At 71.1% G+C, this 13,945-nt stretch carries 18 protein-coding genes; 4 read left to right on the top strand and 14 right to left on the bottom strand.

Features of this window, described 5'->3' with window-relative positions; genetic code table 11:
- Nucleotides 1–60 precede the first annotated feature (60 nt).
- Nucleotides 61–663: an RsiG family protein gene (locus ACZ7J0_RS28245; RefSeq protein ID WP_470891989.1), complete on the bottom strand. Its 603-nt coding sequence runs from the start codon at nucleotides 661–663 to the stop codon at nucleotides 61–63.
- A 117-nt stretch (nucleotides 664–780) separates the two neighbouring features.
- Here ACZ7J0_RS28245 and dtd point away from each other — a divergent pair, with 117 nt between their 5' ends.
- Nucleotides 781–1,206, top strand: coding sequence for a D-aminoacyl-tRNA deacylase (dtd, locus tag ACZ7J0_RS28240; protein ID WP_470891987.1), 426 nt, complete (start codon nucleotides 781–783; stop codon nucleotides 1,204–1,206).
- 65 nt (nucleotides 1,207–1,271) lie between these two features.
- Here dtd and ygfZ read toward each other — a convergent pair whose 3' ends face one another.
- The 6 genes from ygfZ to ACZ7J0_RS28210 form a co-directional block, all read right to left on the bottom strand.
- Nucleotides 1,272–2,252, bottom strand: a complete 981-nt coding sequence (ygfZ, locus tag ACZ7J0_RS28235) for a CAF17-like 4Fe-4S cluster assembly/insertion protein YgfZ (protein WP_470891985.1) — start codon at nucleotides 2,250–2,252, stop codon at nucleotides 1,272–1,274.
- A 10-nt stretch (nucleotides 2,253–2,262) separates the two neighbouring features.
- Entirely contained in the window at nucleotides 2,263–2,700 is a 438-nt protein-coding gene (locus tag ACZ7J0_RS28230; protein WP_470891983.1) for a Fur family transcriptional regulator, read from the bottom strand.
- An 83-nt stretch (nucleotides 2,701–2,783) separates the two neighbouring features.
- Entirely contained in the window at nucleotides 2,784–3,356 is a 573-nt protein-coding gene (locus tag ACZ7J0_RS28225; protein WP_469123156.1) for a heme-binding beta-barrel domain-containing protein, read from the bottom strand.
- 213 nt (nucleotides 3,357–3,569) lie between these two features.
- Nucleotides 3,570–4,541, bottom strand: coding sequence for a hypothetical protein (locus ACZ7J0_RS28220; protein WP_470891981.1), 972 nt, complete (start codon nucleotides 4,539–4,541; stop codon nucleotides 3,570–3,572).
- A complete protein-coding gene (locus tag ACZ7J0_RS28215) occupies nucleotides 4,538–5,371 on the bottom strand; it encodes a hypothetical protein (RefSeq protein WP_470891979.1) in 834 nt (277 codons plus the stop codon). Before ACZ7J0_RS28215 ends, ACZ7J0_RS28220 begins: the two co-directional genes overlap by 4 nt.
- Nucleotides 5,368–6,096: a hypothetical protein gene (locus ACZ7J0_RS28210; RefSeq protein WP_470891977.1), complete on the bottom strand. Its 729-nt coding sequence runs from the start codon at nucleotides 6,094–6,096 to the stop codon at nucleotides 5,368–5,370. The genes ACZ7J0_RS28215 and ACZ7J0_RS28210 overlap by 4 nt, the downstream gene beginning before the upstream one ends.
- 176 nt (nucleotides 6,097–6,272) lie before the next feature.
- Between ACZ7J0_RS28210 and ACZ7J0_RS28205 the strand changes: the two genes are divergently transcribed.
- Nucleotides 6,273–6,635, top strand: coding sequence for a DsrE family protein (locus ACZ7J0_RS28205; RefSeq protein ID WP_470891975.1), 363 nt, complete (start codon nucleotides 6,273–6,275; stop codon nucleotides 6,633–6,635).
- A gap of 38 nt (nucleotides 6,636–6,673) precedes the next feature.
- On the opposite strand, the gene ACZ7J0_RS28200 is transcribed toward ACZ7J0_RS28205, so the two are convergent.
- From ACZ7J0_RS28200 to ACZ7J0_RS28170, 7 genes are all read right to left on the bottom strand, one after another.
- On the bottom strand, nucleotides 6,674–6,937 hold the full coding sequence (locus tag ACZ7J0_RS28200; protein WP_468712574.1) for a DUF3099 domain-containing protein: 264 nt from the start codon (nucleotides 6,935–6,937) through the stop codon (nucleotides 6,674–6,676).
- 175 nt (nucleotides 6,938–7,112) lie between these two features.
- Nucleotides 7,113–7,400 (bottom strand): DUF1416 domain-containing protein, encoded by a 288-nt coding sequence (locus tag ACZ7J0_RS28195; protein WP_328399094.1) that lies wholly within the window; start codon nucleotides 7,398–7,400, stop codon nucleotides 7,113–7,115.
- A gap of 67 nt (nucleotides 7,401–7,467) precedes the next feature.
- Nucleotides 7,468–8,307 (bottom strand): sulfurtransferase, encoded by an 840-nt coding sequence (locus ACZ7J0_RS28190; RefSeq protein WP_470891973.1) that lies wholly within the window; start codon nucleotides 8,305–8,307, stop codon nucleotides 7,468–7,470.
- Between the two features lie 394 nt (nucleotides 8,308–8,701).
- The gene (locus ACZ7J0_RS28185) at nucleotides 8,702–9,391 is read right to left on the bottom strand and encodes an LmeA family phospholipid-binding protein (protein ID WP_470891971.1); all 690 of its coding nucleotides are present in this window, start codon (nucleotides 9,389–9,391) and stop codon (nucleotides 8,702–8,704) included.
- 97 nt (nucleotides 9,392–9,488) lie between these two features.
- The gene (locus tag ACZ7J0_RS28180) at nucleotides 9,489–10,568 is read right to left on the bottom strand and encodes a hypothetical protein (RefSeq protein ID WP_470891969.1); all 1,080 of its coding nucleotides are present in this window, start codon (nucleotides 10,566–10,568) and stop codon (nucleotides 9,489–9,491) included.
- A 10-nt stretch (nucleotides 10,569–10,578) separates the two neighbouring features.
- Complete coding sequence (locus ACZ7J0_RS28175; protein ID WP_468712582.1) at nucleotides 10,579–10,833, bottom strand: MoaD/ThiS family protein; 255 nt, start codon at nucleotides 10,831–10,833, stop codon at nucleotides 10,579–10,581.
- A 45-nt stretch (nucleotides 10,834–10,878) separates the two neighbouring features.
- Nucleotides 10,879–11,697: an alpha/beta hydrolase gene (locus ACZ7J0_RS28170; protein WP_470891967.1), complete on the bottom strand. Its 819-nt coding sequence runs from the start codon at nucleotides 11,695–11,697 to the stop codon at nucleotides 10,879–10,881.
- Between the two features lie 302 nt (nucleotides 11,698–11,999).
- Here ACZ7J0_RS28170 and ACZ7J0_RS28165 point away from each other — a divergent pair, with 302 nt between their 5' ends.
- Both ACZ7J0_RS28165 and ACZ7J0_RS28160 read left to right on the top strand, forming a co-directional pair.
- On the top strand, nucleotides 12,000–12,797 hold the full coding sequence (locus ACZ7J0_RS28165; RefSeq protein ID WP_470891965.1) for a response regulator transcription factor: 798 nt from the start codon (nucleotides 12,000–12,002) through the stop codon (nucleotides 12,795–12,797).
- 24 nt (nucleotides 12,798–12,821) lie between these two features.
- On the top strand, nucleotides 12,822–13,844 hold the full coding sequence (locus ACZ7J0_RS28160; protein ID WP_470891963.1) for a LacI family DNA-binding transcriptional regulator: 1,023 nt from the start codon (nucleotides 12,822–12,824) through the stop codon (nucleotides 13,842–13,844).
- The last annotated feature ends 101 nt before the right edge of the window (nucleotides 13,845–13,945 follow it).

The raw sequence follows: 13,945 nt of genomic DNA, 5'->3' as shown, positions 1-13,945 counted from the left end.
AGGCACACGGCCGCGCGGCACGCACCCGGTTTCCTCTCCGCCGCTCCCCGGGGCGGCTCCTCACCTCAACAGGTCGTCGACCTGCGCCTCACCCTCGCGGTACCGACGGGCGATCTCCGCGCTGCAGTCGTCGGCCGTGCGCTGCAACTGCTGGCGGCGGCGCGAGACCTGGTGCTCGTAGCCCGCGAGCCGGCCCATCGCCGTGTGCAGTTCCTCGTCCGTGCGCGCGCCGAGGTCGGACAGCTCCACCTCGGAGAGCATCTCGGCGGCCAGCCGCCGGTACTCCTCGCCGCGCGGTGTGGAGAGCGTGACATGGCGGGCGGAGGTGCGGTGCCGGGACGGGACATCGGCCAGGATCTCCGAGAGCCGGTCGACGACCGGGGCCTTCGGGCCCGTACGCCGTGCCAGCTCCGCCCGGAGGATGTCGATGCGCCCCTGCAGCAGCCGCCGCACATAGCTCAGGTCCGCCTCGTCGCCCTGCGAGTCACGGCGCAGGGCGCGCAGCTCCGGCAGATGCATCGCGGAGATCTCCGGCTGCCGCTGTTCCGGCAGGGCCGCCTCGGCCGACCGCTGCGCAGGCGGGCGCACGGCGCCGGTGGCACCGGCGCCGGCTCGGGTCATCGGTACGGGACCGGGCGACTGCCCGGCGCCAGGTGTGTTCATGTGGATCCGTCCCCTCGACCGGTGCGGAGCCGCACCGCCTGACTGGCATGGTGCCACTCCTCCCTGTGGACGTGCAGGCGCTCTGCACCCGTTCAGCCGCCGGATAGGTTGGTCTGTATGCGTGCGGTGGTGCAGAGGGTCGACGGCGCGAGCGTCGTGGTGGCCGGAGAGACGGTCGGCGAGATCGTCGGTGAGGGACTGTGTGTGCTGGTGGGAGTGACCCACGAGGACACTGGGGCGAAAGCGGCACAGTTGGCCAGAAAGCTCTGGTCCGTCCGGATTTTGGAGGGTGAGAAATCCTGTTCGGATGTGAATGCGCCCTTGTTGGTGATTTCTCAGTTCACCCTCTACGGGGACGCCCGCAAGGGCCGCCGCCCCACCTGGAACGCGGCGGCGCCCGGCGAGGTCGCCGAACCGCTCGTCGACGAGGTGGTCAGGCAGCTGCGGCAGCTGGGGGCGCGCGTGGAGACGGGCCGGTTCGGAGCGGACATGCGCGTCTCGCTCACGAATCACGGCCCGTTCACGGTGATCATCGAGGTCTAGCGGGGCCGGGGACGCGGCGCAACCGCCCGGCCGCCGGCGACGGCGGTCGCGCCCCGGCCGCGGAACTACGGCTCGACGACGACTTCCTGCGCCGCCGCCGTGTCCCCCGCCATCAGCCGCGCGTCCAGCGGCACATTGCGCTTGATCATCGCCAGGGCGATCGGCCCGAGCTCGTGGTGCCGGGCGGAGGTGGTGATGAAGCCCAGCTGGCGGCCCTCGGCGCCGTCCTCGGCCAGCCGCACCGGCGTGCCGTGCCCCGGCAGATGCACCTCGCTGCCGTCCAGGTGCAGAAAGACCAGCCGGCGCGGCGGCTTCCCCAGGTTGTGGACGCGCGCCACCGTCTCCTGTCCCCGGTAGCAGCCCTTCTGCAAATGGACCGCGCTGTCGATCCAGCCCAGCTCGTGCGGGATGGTCCGGTGATCCGTCTCGAAGCCGAGCCGGGGCCGGTGCGACTCGACGCGCAGCGCCTCGTACGCCAGGATCCCGGCCACCGGGCCGTGCCCGGCCGCGTACGACGCGAGGTCGGCGCGCGGCAGGAACAGGTCCCGGCCGTGCGCGGTCTCCCGTACGATCACGCCCTCCGGGACGTCGGCGATGGAGCCGGCCGGCAGGTGGACGACCGCGAACTCCTCCGTGCGGTCGGCGACCTCGACCCGGTAGAAGAACTTCATCGACTCCAGATAGCCGAGCAGCGCCTCCTGCGTACCGGGCTCGACATGCGCCCAGACCGTCTCGCCGTCGTCCACGAGATAGAGCGCGTGCTCGATGTGGCCGTTCGCCGACAGGATCAGCGCCTCGGTGGCCCGGCCGGGCGGAAGCTCGCTGACGTGCTGGGTGAGCAGCAGATGCAGCCAGCTCAGCCGGTCGTCGCCGGTGACGGTGATGACTCCGCGGTGCGAGAGATCGACCAGGCCGGCGCCGTCGGCGAGGGTCCGCTGCTCGCGGAACAGGTCACCGTAGTGCGCGGCCACACCTTCGTCGCTCCCCTCGGCCGCAACGGCGCCGGGCAGGGACAGGAGAGGGCTGATCGTTGAATGTCGCTGCATACGGATAAGCCTACGACTCGGGCGTCGCCGCCTTCGCGGAACAGTCCGCGCACCGGCCGAAGATCGCGAAGTGCTTCATGTCCGTCTCGAAGCCGAAGGTCTCCCGCAGCTTCGCGGTGAACTCGGCCGCGACCTCCGTGTCGGCCTCGATCACCTCCGTACAGTCCCGGCAGACCAGGTGCAGATGGTGATGGCGGTCGGCCAGGTGGTACGTCGGGGCGCCGTGCCCGAGGTGCGCGTGGCTGACGAGGCCCAGCTCCTCGAGCAGCTCCAGCGTCCGGTAGACGGTGGAGATGTTCACCCCGGAGGCGGTCTTGCGCACCTCCCCCAGGATGTCGTCCGGCGTCGCGTGCTCCAGCACGTCGACTGCCTCCAGGACAAGCTGGCGCTGGGGGGTCAGCCGGTACCCGCGCTGCCGCAGATCGCTTTTCCAGTCGGTGCTCACCACGCCGTCCAGTGTAGGTCGGCGTGGTGGTGCGACTGCCGCGCGTGCGGCCGGACCCCCGCGGGGGGCCCGCTTCTCGCGGGGGTCTACTTGAAGAAGGCGATGCCGTCGTCCGGGAGGTCACCGAGGCCCCTGGCCATGGCGGCGACGTCCTCCGGAGAGACGACCTTCTTCAGGTGCGCCGACATGTACGGCCGCAGCGGGACCTCCGGGGTGGCCTTCTCGCCCACCCACATCAGGTCGCCCTTGACGTAGCCGTAGAGCCGCTTGCCACCGCTGTACGGCCCGGAGGCGGCGGTGCGGGCGACGGCGTCCGTCACCAGGTCGATCTGCGGCTTCTGGTCGGCGAGATCGCCGTACCAGATCTCCACGACGCCGTGGTCGCGGACCATGACGATCTCGACCTTGCGGTCCTTGTCGATCCGCCAGTAGCCGGACTCGCTCTCCAGCGGCTTGACCTTGTTGCCCTCGTCGTCGAGGACCCAGGTCCGCGAGACGTACTCGAGGAAGTCCCGGCCGTCGTGGCTGAAGGTGACCGACTGGCCGAAGTTGCACTTCTCGGCGCCGGGGAAGTCGGAGACGCCCGCGCCCTCCCACGTGCCGAGGAGGAACGCGAGGGGGACGAGGTCCGGATTGAGGTCGGACGGGATCTCGATCATGAGCAGCTCTGTCGATCTGTAGAGGTGATTAACGCTGACCCTGGTACAGCTTCTTCACAGCCAGTCCGGTGAAGGCGAGCACGCCGACGCAGACCAGAGCCAGAAGGGCTTCGAAGAAAACGATCACAGGTGCTCCTCGAATGAGCGTGGAGGCGGAACGGGCCGTCTCCCAGCTTAGTGGGCGGGAAGACGGCCATCCGTGTGAGGTGCGCGTCAGCCCAGGAGCTGGTTCTGGAGGATCACCGTCTGGTGGAACGGCACCCTGGCCGCGCCGCCCTTGCGGGACTGGACGATCACGGCGAAGGTGTCACCGGCCTGGACATAGGCGAGGCGGGTCTGTTCGGGGCCGTACGGCTTGGTCTCCTCGTACACATAGGCACTGGTCCGCCTCACGGAGGCGGAGGCCGACCAGTCCTCGTCGAGGACCCGGGTGGGGTTGCCGACGAGCGGGGTGCCGGCCGTCATCCCGATCTCGATCTCCTCGTCCTTGAAGGCCTCCGCGTAGGCGACCGAATGGAACTGGACCAGATAGATCCGCGTCGACGTCCCGTCCGGCATGGTCCAGCCCCGGGCGGCGACGTGCCGGAGTGCGGAGTCGGTGAGCGCCTGCTCGAGTCCCGCGCGCTTGTCGGGCGCGTACTCGGAGAGGTACGCGTCGACACTCGTCCAGCCGCCGGTCAACGTCGCGTGGGCGGTCGCGCCGGCCGGGGCGGGCAGCAGCAGCTTCCGCAGGTCGGCGTGGTGGATCTCGGCCTCGTTGCCCTCGCTGAAGGGGCGCGGAGTCCCCTCGGCGAGCGCCGGCAGGGCGAGCTTCGGGTACGCCCAGCGACCGTCGTCCGCGGTGGCGAGACCGGGGACGTCGGTGCGCTCCATGGCCGTGATCCCGGCCGTGACACCGGCGCCGAGTCCGCCGCAGACGACGACGGCGGCGGCCCAGAGGGCGACGGCCGCGAGCACGCGACGACGCGGCGCGCCGTCCCCGGCGGGCTGCGCCTCCGGGGCTTGCGGGGCCGTCGGAGGCCCGGGAGTCGCCGCGGTCTCCTGGGGCTGGGCCTGCGGAGCGGCCGGCGGCTCCGGAGTCGCCGGGGCCGGCGGGGCGGCGGGGGTGCCCGCCGGCTGCTCGGCCGGGGCGGTCGCCTCCGGCCGGTCGGTCGGCTCGATCACTTCGGGCTGCTGCTCGGTCATACGTACTCCCCCGGGGACGAGATGTGGTCGAGCTGCTTCTTCACCAGCTCGGAGACGGCGCCCTTGTCGAAGGGCTTGCTCCCGGACGCGGACACCGTCACCAACAGCTCGGAGTCGTACGCCGCGCACGTCATCCCGTCGAGCTCGGACCTCTTCTTCTCTTCGCCGTCGCCGTCGCGCTTGCGCTTGGGCATCAGGAAGCACGCCGAGTTCTTGTGGCCCTTGATCGTCGGGCCCTTGGGGAACTCCAGGAGGGTGTAGAGCTCGCTCTTCACCTCGTACATGTCGTGGAGCCGGCTCTTGTTCTTCATCCGGATGATCTCCACCTCCACGACGAGATCGTTCGCGCTCGCGCTGAAGGAGCGCATCGCGACGCCCCGCACGCCGAGCGTGTCGACCCGCTTCTCGTAGTCGCGGCGCTTCTTGCCGGAGAGACCGCGCCCCTCCTCCTTGAGCAGGGCGACCGCCTGCTTCTCGGTGAGCTCACCGTCATTGCCGTAGGCGTCGATGTCCGGGCCGAGGTGGTATCCCTGCGGTACGGGCAGCAGCAGCTTGCTGAGCGGGGTCGAGGCGCGGCCCCGGGCGACTCCGGCTGCCGGGTCCTTGGGCGCCGTGCCCGTGGGCGGCTCCCACACGGTCGTTTCGGCGGTGCGGTCGGCGGCGTTCACGGTGACGGCGGTGTACGTGCCGGCACCGCCGACGGCGCCGACGACGAGGACGGCGGGGAGCATTACGGTGAGCAGCTTGCGGCCCCTTCTCGCCGAGGTCCCGTCCGAGGGGACGGGCGCGGGGACGGTCGCCACGGACACGTCGGGCTGTTCCTCGGTCACAGACGCTCCAGCTGTCGTTCGGCCACCGCTCGGATGGCGTCCTTGGTGATCCGCTCGGTGTCGAAGATGGTGATGTCGACCATCACGTCCCCACGGTGGAAGAGGGCGCGGGCCCGGTACATGTCCAGGTAGCCGGCCTTCTTCTCGACGGGGTAGAGGAAGTAGCGGCCGTTGCCGCTCCCCTTGATCGCGTCGCCCGCGTTGTCCGCGTATTCGGCGTCGGGCATGTACTCGAGCTGGCCCTCGGCGTGGTCCGCCGCGCCCGTCACGTCGCTCGGACGGAACTGCACCAGATGGATGATCGTCCGGCGGTGCTCCCCCTGCTCCCAGGAGGCGGCCGCGATCCGGCGGATCCGGCTCTCCGACAGGGACTCGAGCATGTAGCCCTCGTCCTTGAACCCCTCGGAGTAGGAGGCGACATCGACCCAGCCGTCGCCCCGCCAGAACTCCGGCTCGCGAGCGCCCGAAGGCCTCGACAGCAGCAGCGTCCGCAGGTCGCCGTCCGTCTTGACCTTGCGGTCCTCCGCGGCGGTGAGCGGCTCCGGGGTGCTGCCCTTCGGGAGCGGCTTCGCGGGATACGCGAGGTCCGGCTGGTTCAGCGGGGGCAGCGGTGTCGGGTCGCGGTCGGCCTGGATCGTGTAGCCGACGGCGGTGCCACCGGCGACGCCGAGGACGGCGGCCACGGCGAGGATCAGGGCGGTACGGCCGCGAGCGCGGCGGCGCACGGGCGCGACGGGCGGTGTCTCGGCCGGTTCCTGCTGGTCAGGAACGGTTTCTACGGGTTGATCGATATCCAACGGGGTCCCCCACAAGACCTGAATCGCGGGTTCCGTCACCCGCGCATCCAACTGACCCGTGACGCACGGCCGGGGTTGTACCCCCGCGTATTACAGTTCGGCATATGGCGAAGAAGCTCGTGATCAAGGTGACCGCCGGGGCCGACGCCCCCGAACGCTGCTCGCAGGCCTTCACGGTGGCCGCCGTCGCCGTGGCCAGCGGGCTCGACGTGTCGCTCTGGCTGACCGGCGAGTCCTCCTGGTTCGCCCTGCCCGGCAAGGCCGCCGAGTTCGAACTCCCCCACGCCGCCCCGCTGCCGGACCTGCTCGCGGCGATCCAGGCCTCCGGGCGGATCACGCTGTGCACCCAGTGCGCGGCCCGTCGCGAGATCACCGAGGGGGACGTCCTGGACGGCGTACGGATCGCCGGCGCTCAGGTCTTCGTCCAGGAGATCACCGCGGACGACGTGCAGGCGCTCGTCTACTAGTTCCGGCCCGCGACGGGGCCCGGACGGACTCCCACGGCTCAGGGCTCGCGGCGCTTCTTGCCGTCGAGCTCGTCCCACCACTCGTCGGACTTCGGGTCGCCCGAGGGATCGTCCCACCAACGGTCCTCGGGCCCGCGCCGGTTCGCGATCATGGCGGCGACCGGCGGGATGACCATGGCGACGACGCACATCCCGATCGCGACGGGCATCGACCACAGCCTGACGACGGCCCAGGCGCCCACGAAGAGCGCCAGGCACACCCCCATCATCAGGAAGTAGACGTGCCGTCGACGCGCGTACATACCTTCAGCGTACGACCGAAGGGGCCGCCGGAGACCGGCGGACGGAGTGCGGCGCGGCGGCGCGGAGCCCGGAGCGCGCGCCCCGCGCGGAAAGACCGAAGGGCCGCACCTCAGGTCCTGGAATGGCGTCCAACCCCCCAGGAGGTGCGGCCCTTCGGCCGGTAGTGCGTCGCCGTCAGACGGCGATGGCGACCTCTGCCAGGCCGCCCGTCTGCGCCACGACCGTACGGTCGGCGGTGCCGCCCGGCACCAGCGCGCGGACGGTCCAGGTGCCCTCGGCCGCGTAGAAGCGGAACTGGCCGGTCGCGGAGGTCGGGACCTCCGCCGTGAACTCGCCGGTCGAGTCCAGCAGGCGCACGTAACCGGTGACGGGCTGGCCGTCGCGGGTCACCTGGCCCTGAATCGTGGTCTCACCGGGCTTGATCGTCGAGGCGTCGGGGCCGCCGACCTGCGCTCCACACATGTTTCTGTCCTTACGGTCGGGAGGTTCCGGGTGGTCCGGGAGGGGTCCGGGAGAGGGGCCCGGGGTCCTACTTGTTGGCGCCGAGCTCGATCGGCACGCCGACGAGGGAGCCGTACTCGGTCCACGAGCCGTCGTAGTTCTTGACGTTCTCGACACCGAGCAGCTCGTGCAGCACGAACCAGGTCAGCGCGGAGCGCTCACCGATGCGGCAGTACGCGATGGTGTCCTTCGCCAGGTCGACCTGCTCCTCCTCGTAAAGGGCCTTGAGCTCGTCGTCCGACTTGAAGGTGCCGTCGTCGTTGGCGTTCTTCGACCAGGGGATGTTGCGGGCGCTCGGCACGTGGCCGGGGCGCTGCGACTGCTCCTGCGGGAGGTGCGCCGGGGCGAGCAGCTTGCCGCTGAACTCGTCGGGGGAGCGCACGTCGACCAGGTTCTGCGCGCCGATCGCCTGGACGACGTCGTCGCGGAACGCGCGGATTGCGGTGTTCTGCGGCTTGGCCTTGTACTCGGTGGCCGGACGGACCGGCACCTCGGCGACGAGATCGCGGGAGTCGAGCTCCCACTTCTTGCGGCCGCCGTCGAGCAGCTTCACGTTCTCGTGACCGTAGAGCTTGAAGTACCAGTAGGCGTAGGAGGCGAACCAGTTGTTGTTGCCGCCGTAGAGGACCACGAGCGTGTCGTTCGCGATGCCCTTGGCCGACAGGAGCTTCTCGAAGCCCTCCTGGTCGACGAAGTCACGGCGGACCGGGTCCTGGAGGTCCTTGGTCCAGTCGATCCGGATGGCGTTCTTGATGTGGTTCTTCTCGTAGGCCGAGGTGTCCTCGTCGACCTCGACGATGGCGACCTTCGGGTCGTCGAGGTTGGCCTCGACCCAGTCGGCGTCTACCAGGACGTCGCTGCGGCTCATGCTGTTTCTCCTCCGGGGCAGTGTGCGGCGGGGTGGTGCGGGTACGCGGCATCGCGTGCGTACGGTGAGCACGGTTCGGCCCTGAACGCGGTCAAAGGGCCGGGGGAATGCGGGGCGTGAGCACCCGCTCAGACGGAACGACAGAGCATGGCGGCGACGCGGCACAGGTCTACTGCCCGCCGCTTCGTGAGATCCGCCTGTCGCTTCATGCGTCGATCGTAGGGACGGACAGGCGGCCATGTCACCGGTGTGTCGTATTTTGAGACGCGATCGTCCACGATGCGGGACGTGATCACTGTGTCGTCCATCCCCGGGGCCCTGGGGACGGGCCGGGGGCCGTTCCGCATCTACGGACCGGACGGCGGTGTCTCACCATATGGCCGAAGGCCGTTCTTCAGCCCGCCAGGACGACGTTCCGGCCGGTGACCGCTATCGCGACCCCGTCGGCCCGCGCCTCGATCTTGGACAGCTTCAGCCCCTCGGGCAGCCCGCCGATCTCGCGGTCGAAGTCGGTCCGCTCGCGGATGAGGCCGGCCAGGCCCGGGATGCCCTCGCCGGGCACCCGGTCGGCCCTGACGCGGATGGTGTCGCCGTCGACCAGGGTCACGGTGGAGACCACGCTGCGCGTGAGCGTGCGGCCGAGGATCTCGAACCCGCCGGTGACCTTGACCTTGCCGCTCCCGCCGTAGGAGAGGCTGACATTGCTGTTCGCGGCGCGGGTGAGGTCCTCGTACGAGATGAGCGCGGTGCCGGTCGCGGTGGCGGCCGTGGCGCCCGCGTAGTCGTCCTCGACCCGTACGTCGTGCAGCTCGGCGGACATCTCCGAGATCCGCAGACGGCGGCTGCCCGCGGTCGTCTCGACGCCGGTCAGGGTGACGTCGACCTCGTCGAAGCGCTTGTCGAGGGCCTGGGTGAGGAACGGGAAGCCCGTGATGGAGACGTCCGTGGAGGCGGCTCGCGCGGGGCCGAGCTTGATCCGGTCCGCGGCCTCGGACTCGGCGTAGTTCACCGCGATCCGGTCGAGGGCGACGAAGACGCCGCCGAGTATCACGGCGACGATCAGCACGATCCGCAGTGCCCGCATTGGTCTCAGTCCCCCACCTGTGGTCCGGGCCCCTGGTCCGGCCCCCCGACATCAATGATCGACGTGCCGGAGGGCCGGATGGTTCCCCGGTCACTCCCTAGGCGAGCGCGCGGCCCAGCAGGTAGACGGCGGGCGCGGCGGCCGCGAGCGGCAGGGCGACTCCGGCGGTCATGTGGACGAACCGGGACGGGTAGTCGTAGCTCGCCGCCCTCAGTCCGACCAGGGCGCACACCCCGGCGCCGAGCCCCAGCAGCGCGCCCGAGGCGCCCAGGTCGGTGAGCCCGCCGGCCGCGATCCCGGCGCCCGTGGCGGCCAGCAGGGCCACCACGACGGAGACGGGCCCGGGCAACGGCAGCGCGCGGGCCGCCGTGGCGACCGCGACGGCGACACCGCCGACGACCACCGCGTCGGGCTCGGCCCCCAGGTACCCGGCGGCGACGACGGTCAGGGCGGCCGAGGCGACCGTGGCCATCAGCCCGTACATCCGCTCGTCCGCGCCCGCGTGGCTGCGCAGCTGGAGGACGAGCGTGAGCAGCACCCACACGCCGAGCGTTCCGATGATCGCGGCGGGCGCGTTCTCACGGCCCACGGCGAGGAGCGCGATGTCGGCGGTCACACCACCGGCGAAGGCGAGCGCGATGCCCTGCCGGGCGGGCCACATGCCGTTGAGACGGAACCAGCCGGCGGCGGTCACGGCCTGGAGCAGGATCAGCGGGACGAGCAGCGCGTACGAACCGACGGACGCGCTCACCGCGAGCAGCAGACCGAGCACGGCCGTCAGACCCGCGGGCTGGATGCCCGGCTCGATGACGGGCGAGCGCCCCTCGGCCCGGGCGCGCTGCGCGTCGGTGACACGGGCGTTGCCCAGGGTGGTGGGGGCGCTGTAGGTCGGCCCCGCGGCGGCCGGCGGCTCCTGCCGCTGGTCGTACGCCACGGGGTCGACCGGAACCTCCGGCGGCAGGGGGTGGGCATGCGCCGGTGCCTGCGGCGGCAGATACGCCATGTCCGCGGCGGCCGGCTGCGCCTGGGGCCGCACGGTCGGCTGGTACTGGGTGTCCCAGGTCTGGCCCTCCCAGGTCTGGGTGGCGGGCTCCTGGTACCCGTACTGCTGACCGTGCCCGCCGTGCTGGCCCTGCGGGGCGTACGGGTCGTACGGATACTGCTGATCGCTGCTCATGACGTGCGGTTCACCCTCCTGCGAACGGCGGGAGCACCTCGACCGTGCCGCCCTCGGCCAGCCGTACCGTCTCATGTCCGCGCTTACCGACGGGGTCACCGTCGACCAGGAACGAACACCGCTGGAGCACGCGGACGAGCTCGCCCGGGTGCCTCTCACGGGCGGCGTCCAGCGCCTGCGCCAGGTTCTCCGCCGTGTACGGCTCCTCGGCGACACCGGCGGCGGCCTTGGCCGCGGCCCAGTAGCGGATGGTCCCCGCTGCCATAGCGGCACTCCCTTCGTTGGTCTGCGCGCCGCCTCCCATGATGGGCTATCGGCGCGTGAGCCAGTCCGCGATGCGGCCGAGGAGCTCGTCCCCCGCGGCGTTCTCGGCGTGCCCCATGCCGGTCTCCAGCCACAGCTCGGCGTCACCGGCGGCGGCCAGCGTCCGGGGGTGGTCGAGCGGGAAGTACGGGTCGCGGTCGCCGTGGACGATCAGCAGCGGCGTCGGGGCGATCAGCGGAACGGCCTCCACGGGCGAGAGCGGTACGGGGTCCCACTCCTGGGGGTGGATACGGGTACCGAAGCCGTAGCGGCCGACGAGCCGCCCGGCGGGCCGGGTGATGACCCAGTGGAGCCGGCGCATCGGGGCCGTACCCCGGTAGTACCAGCGCGCGGGGGCGCTGACGGCGGCCACCGCGTCGGAGCGCGCGTCCGTGCGCCCCCCGTGCGACGGCTCGTGCAGCGCGGCGTGCCGGAGCACCACCGAACCGCCCATCGAGAAGCCGACGGTCACCACACGCGGATGGCCGAGCTCACGCGCCCAGGCGACGGCGGCCGCCAGATCGAGGACCTCGCGGTCGCCGACGGTGGAGCGGCCGCCCGAGCGCCCGTGTCCCCGGAAGGAGAAGGTGACCACGGCCGCACGCTGGGCGAACACCGCTGCCGCCCGCCGGACGGCGGGCCGGTCGGCGGACCCGGTGAACCCGTGGGCGACCACGATGGCGGTATCCGTCGGACCGTGCGTGAATGGCTGGTACACCGCGTCGATCGCGACACCGTCGTCGGTCGTCAGGGTTGCGCGCCGGAGTCCGCACGTGATCGAGGAGACATCCACCATGTGAAATCGGCCCTCTGCCTCGGAACTCATGTGGGCTATTGTGCTGGGAAGAGGATCCGGGCAACGCAGCCCCCGGGTCCTTTTGTGTTTCCCGACCGTTGTTACGGCTGGGTGAACAAACGCTCACAGACGGTTCGCAGGGCGCGAGAACCGTGGTGGGGCGAGTAGGAGTACGAAGCAGTGCCGCAACGTCCTCGCAGGGACCGAGGAGGAACCGACGTTATGGGCGAGCGAACCGTGCACGACCGAGAGACGACGAACCAGGCAGGGACGGCCCGGGCATGGGGATCCCCCCTGCTCGACCGGAGCGACGAGCTCGGGGGTGGGGCGCGATGAGCTCACTTCTGCTGCTGACCAATGCCCTTCAGCCGTCGACGGAGGTGCTCCCCGCCCTCGGACTGCTTCTGCACAACGTGCGGGTGGCCCCCGCCGAAGGACCCGCTCTCGTCGACACCCCCGGTGCCGACGTCATCCTGATCGACGGCCGGCGTGACCTTCCCCAGGTCCGCTCGCTCTGCCAGCTGCTGCGCTCCACCGGGCCCGGCTGCCCGCTGATCCTCGTGGTCACGGAGGGCGGTCTCGCCGCCGTCACCGCCGACTGGGGCATCGACGACGTCCTGCTGGACACCGCCGGACCCGCCGAGGTCGAGGCGCGGCTGCGGCTCGCGATGGGCCGCCAGCAGATCGTCTCCGACGACTCCCCCATGGAGATCCGCAACGGAGACCTGTCGGTGGACGAGGCGACGTACAGCGCGAAGCTGAAGGGCCGGGTCCTGGACCTGACCTTCAAGGAGTTCGAGCTGCTGAAGTATCTGGCGCAGCACCCGGGCCGGGTCTTCACCCGTGCCCAGCTGCTCCAGGAGGTCTGGGGGTACGACTACTTCGGCGGCACCCGAACGGTCGATGTCCACGTACGGCGTCTGCGGGCGAAGCTCGGCCCCGAGCACGAGTCGCTGATCGGGACCGTGCGAAACGTCGGATACCGCTTCGTGACGCCCGAGAAGGTGGAGCGCGCGGCGGAGGAGGCGAGGGCCCAGGAGGCACGGGTCAAGGAGGCGGCCGCGGCGGTCCCCCGTTCGGAGGATGCCGTGAAGATCGAGGAAGCAGCGGTACGACCTGCCAAGAGGTAGGTCACCCCGCGTAGACTTCCGGCCGTGGCCAAGGTGACGCGGGACGATGTGGCACGACTGGCGGGTACGTCGACCGCGGTCGTCAGCTACGTCATCAACAACGGACCCCGGCCGGTCGCCCCGGCCACGCGCGAGCGTGTCCTCGCCGCGATCAAGGAGCTGGGGTACCGGCCCGACCGGGTCGCCCAGGCGATGGCGTCGCGGCGGACCGACCTCATAGGCATGATCGTGCCGGACGCGCGGCAGCCCTTCTTCGCGGAGATGGCGCACGCGGTCGAACAGGCGGCGGCCGAGCGCGGGAAAATGGTCCTCGTCGGGAACTCCGACTACCGGGACGAGCGCGAGGTGCACTATCTGCGCGCGTTCCTCGGGATGCGGGTCTCCGGGCTGATTCTGGTCAGCCAGGGCCCGAGCGAGCGGGCGGCGCAGGAGATCGAGGCCTGGGACGCGCGGGTGGTGCTGCTGCACGAGCGGCCCGAGGCGATCGACGACGTCGCGGTGGTGACGGACGACATCGGCGGCGCGCAGCTCGCCACCCGGCACCTCCTCGAGCACGGGTACGAGTACGTGGCCTGCCTCGGCGGTATCGAGGAGACCCCGGCCGTCGGTGACCCGGTCGCCGACCACGTCGAGGGCTGGCGCCGCGCGATGCTGGAGTCCGGCCGCTCGGTCGAGGGCCGGCTCTTCCAGGCCCCGTACAACCGCTACGACGCCTATCTCGTCGCCCTGAAGATCCTCTCCGCCCCCGACAGGCCGCGGGCGATCTTCTGTGCGACCGACGACCAGGCGATCGGTGTCCTGCGGGCGGCCCGTGAGCTGCGGATCGACGTGCCGACGGAGCTGGCGGTGGCCGGCTTCGACGACGTCAAGGAGGCCGGGCTGACGGACCCGCCGCTGACGACGGTCGCCTCGGACCGCCCGGCGATGGCCCGCGCGGCGGTCGACCTGGTGCTGGACGACGGGCTGCGGGTGGTCGGTTCGCGCCGGGAGCGGGTCAAGCAGTTCCCGTCCGCACTGATCGTGCGACGGTCCTGCGGCTGCGGGTGAGCCGGAAGCCGTAGTCGCCCGGCGGCGGTCACGCGTCGGGCTTCGCGCGGCGGACTGGGGGCGCTTTCTGCGCAGGCGCCTTTATGTGGGACATACACGCT

It is taken from the genome of Streptomyces sp. NPDC038280 (assembly GCF_055600045.1).
Note: the sequence above shows the minus strand (reverse complement) of the source record. Positions and strands in the feature narration are given on the sequence as shown.

Bases quoted from the DNA above. Each gene is read 5' to 3' on its own strand.
- ACZ7J0_RS28245 (WP_470891989.1), bottom strand. From the start codon at position 663: ATGAACACACCTGGCGCCGGGCAGTCGCCCGGTCCCGTACCGATGACC.
- dtd (WP_470891987.1), top strand. From the start codon at position 781: ATGCGTGCGGTGGTGCAGAGGGTCGACGGCGCGAGCGTCGTGGTGGCC.
- ygfZ (WP_470891985.1), bottom strand. From the start codon at position 2,252: ATGCAGCGACATTCAACGATCAGCCCTCTCCTGTCCCTGCCCGGCGCC.
- ACZ7J0_RS28225 (WP_469123156.1), bottom strand. From the start codon at position 3,356: ATGATCGAGATCCCGTCCGACCTCAATCCGGACCTCGTCCCCCTCGCG.
- ACZ7J0_RS28220 (WP_470891981.1), bottom strand. From the start codon at position 4,541: ATGACCGAGCAGCAGCCCGAAGTGATCGAGCCGACCGACCGGCCGGAG.
- ACZ7J0_RS28205 (WP_470891975.1), top strand. From the start codon at position 6,273: ATGGCGAAGAAGCTCGTGATCAAGGTGACCGCCGGGGCCGACGCCCCC.
- ACZ7J0_RS28200 (WP_468712574.1), bottom strand. From the start codon at position 6,937: ATGTACGCGCGTCGACGGCACGTCTACTTCCTGATGATGGGGGTGTGC.
- ACZ7J0_RS28195 (WP_328399094.1), bottom strand. From the start codon at position 7,400: ATGTGTGGAGCGCAGGTCGGCGGCCCCGACGCCTCGACGATCAAGCCC.
- ACZ7J0_RS28190 (WP_470891973.1), bottom strand. From the start codon at position 8,307: ATGAGCCGCAGCGACGTCCTGGTAGACGCCGACTGGGTCGAGGCCAAC.
- ACZ7J0_RS28185 (WP_470891971.1), bottom strand. From the start codon at position 9,391: ATGCGGGCACTGCGGATCGTGCTGATCGTCGCCGTGATACTCGGCGGC.
- ACZ7J0_RS28180 (WP_470891969.1), bottom strand. From the start codon at position 10,568: ATGAGCAGCGATCAGCAGTATCCGTACGACCCGTACGCCCCGCAGGGC.
- ACZ7J0_RS28175 (WP_468712582.1), bottom strand. From the start codon at position 10,833: ATGGCAGCGGGGACCATCCGCTACTGGGCCGCGGCCAAGGCCGCCGCC.
- ACZ7J0_RS28170 (WP_470891967.1), bottom strand. From the start codon at position 11,697: ATGAGTTCCGAGGCAGAGGGCCGATTTCACATGGTGGATGTCTCCTCG.
- ACZ7J0_RS28165 (WP_470891965.1), top strand. From the start codon at position 12,000: ATGAGCTCACTTCTGCTGCTGACCAATGCCCTTCAGCCGTCGACGGAG.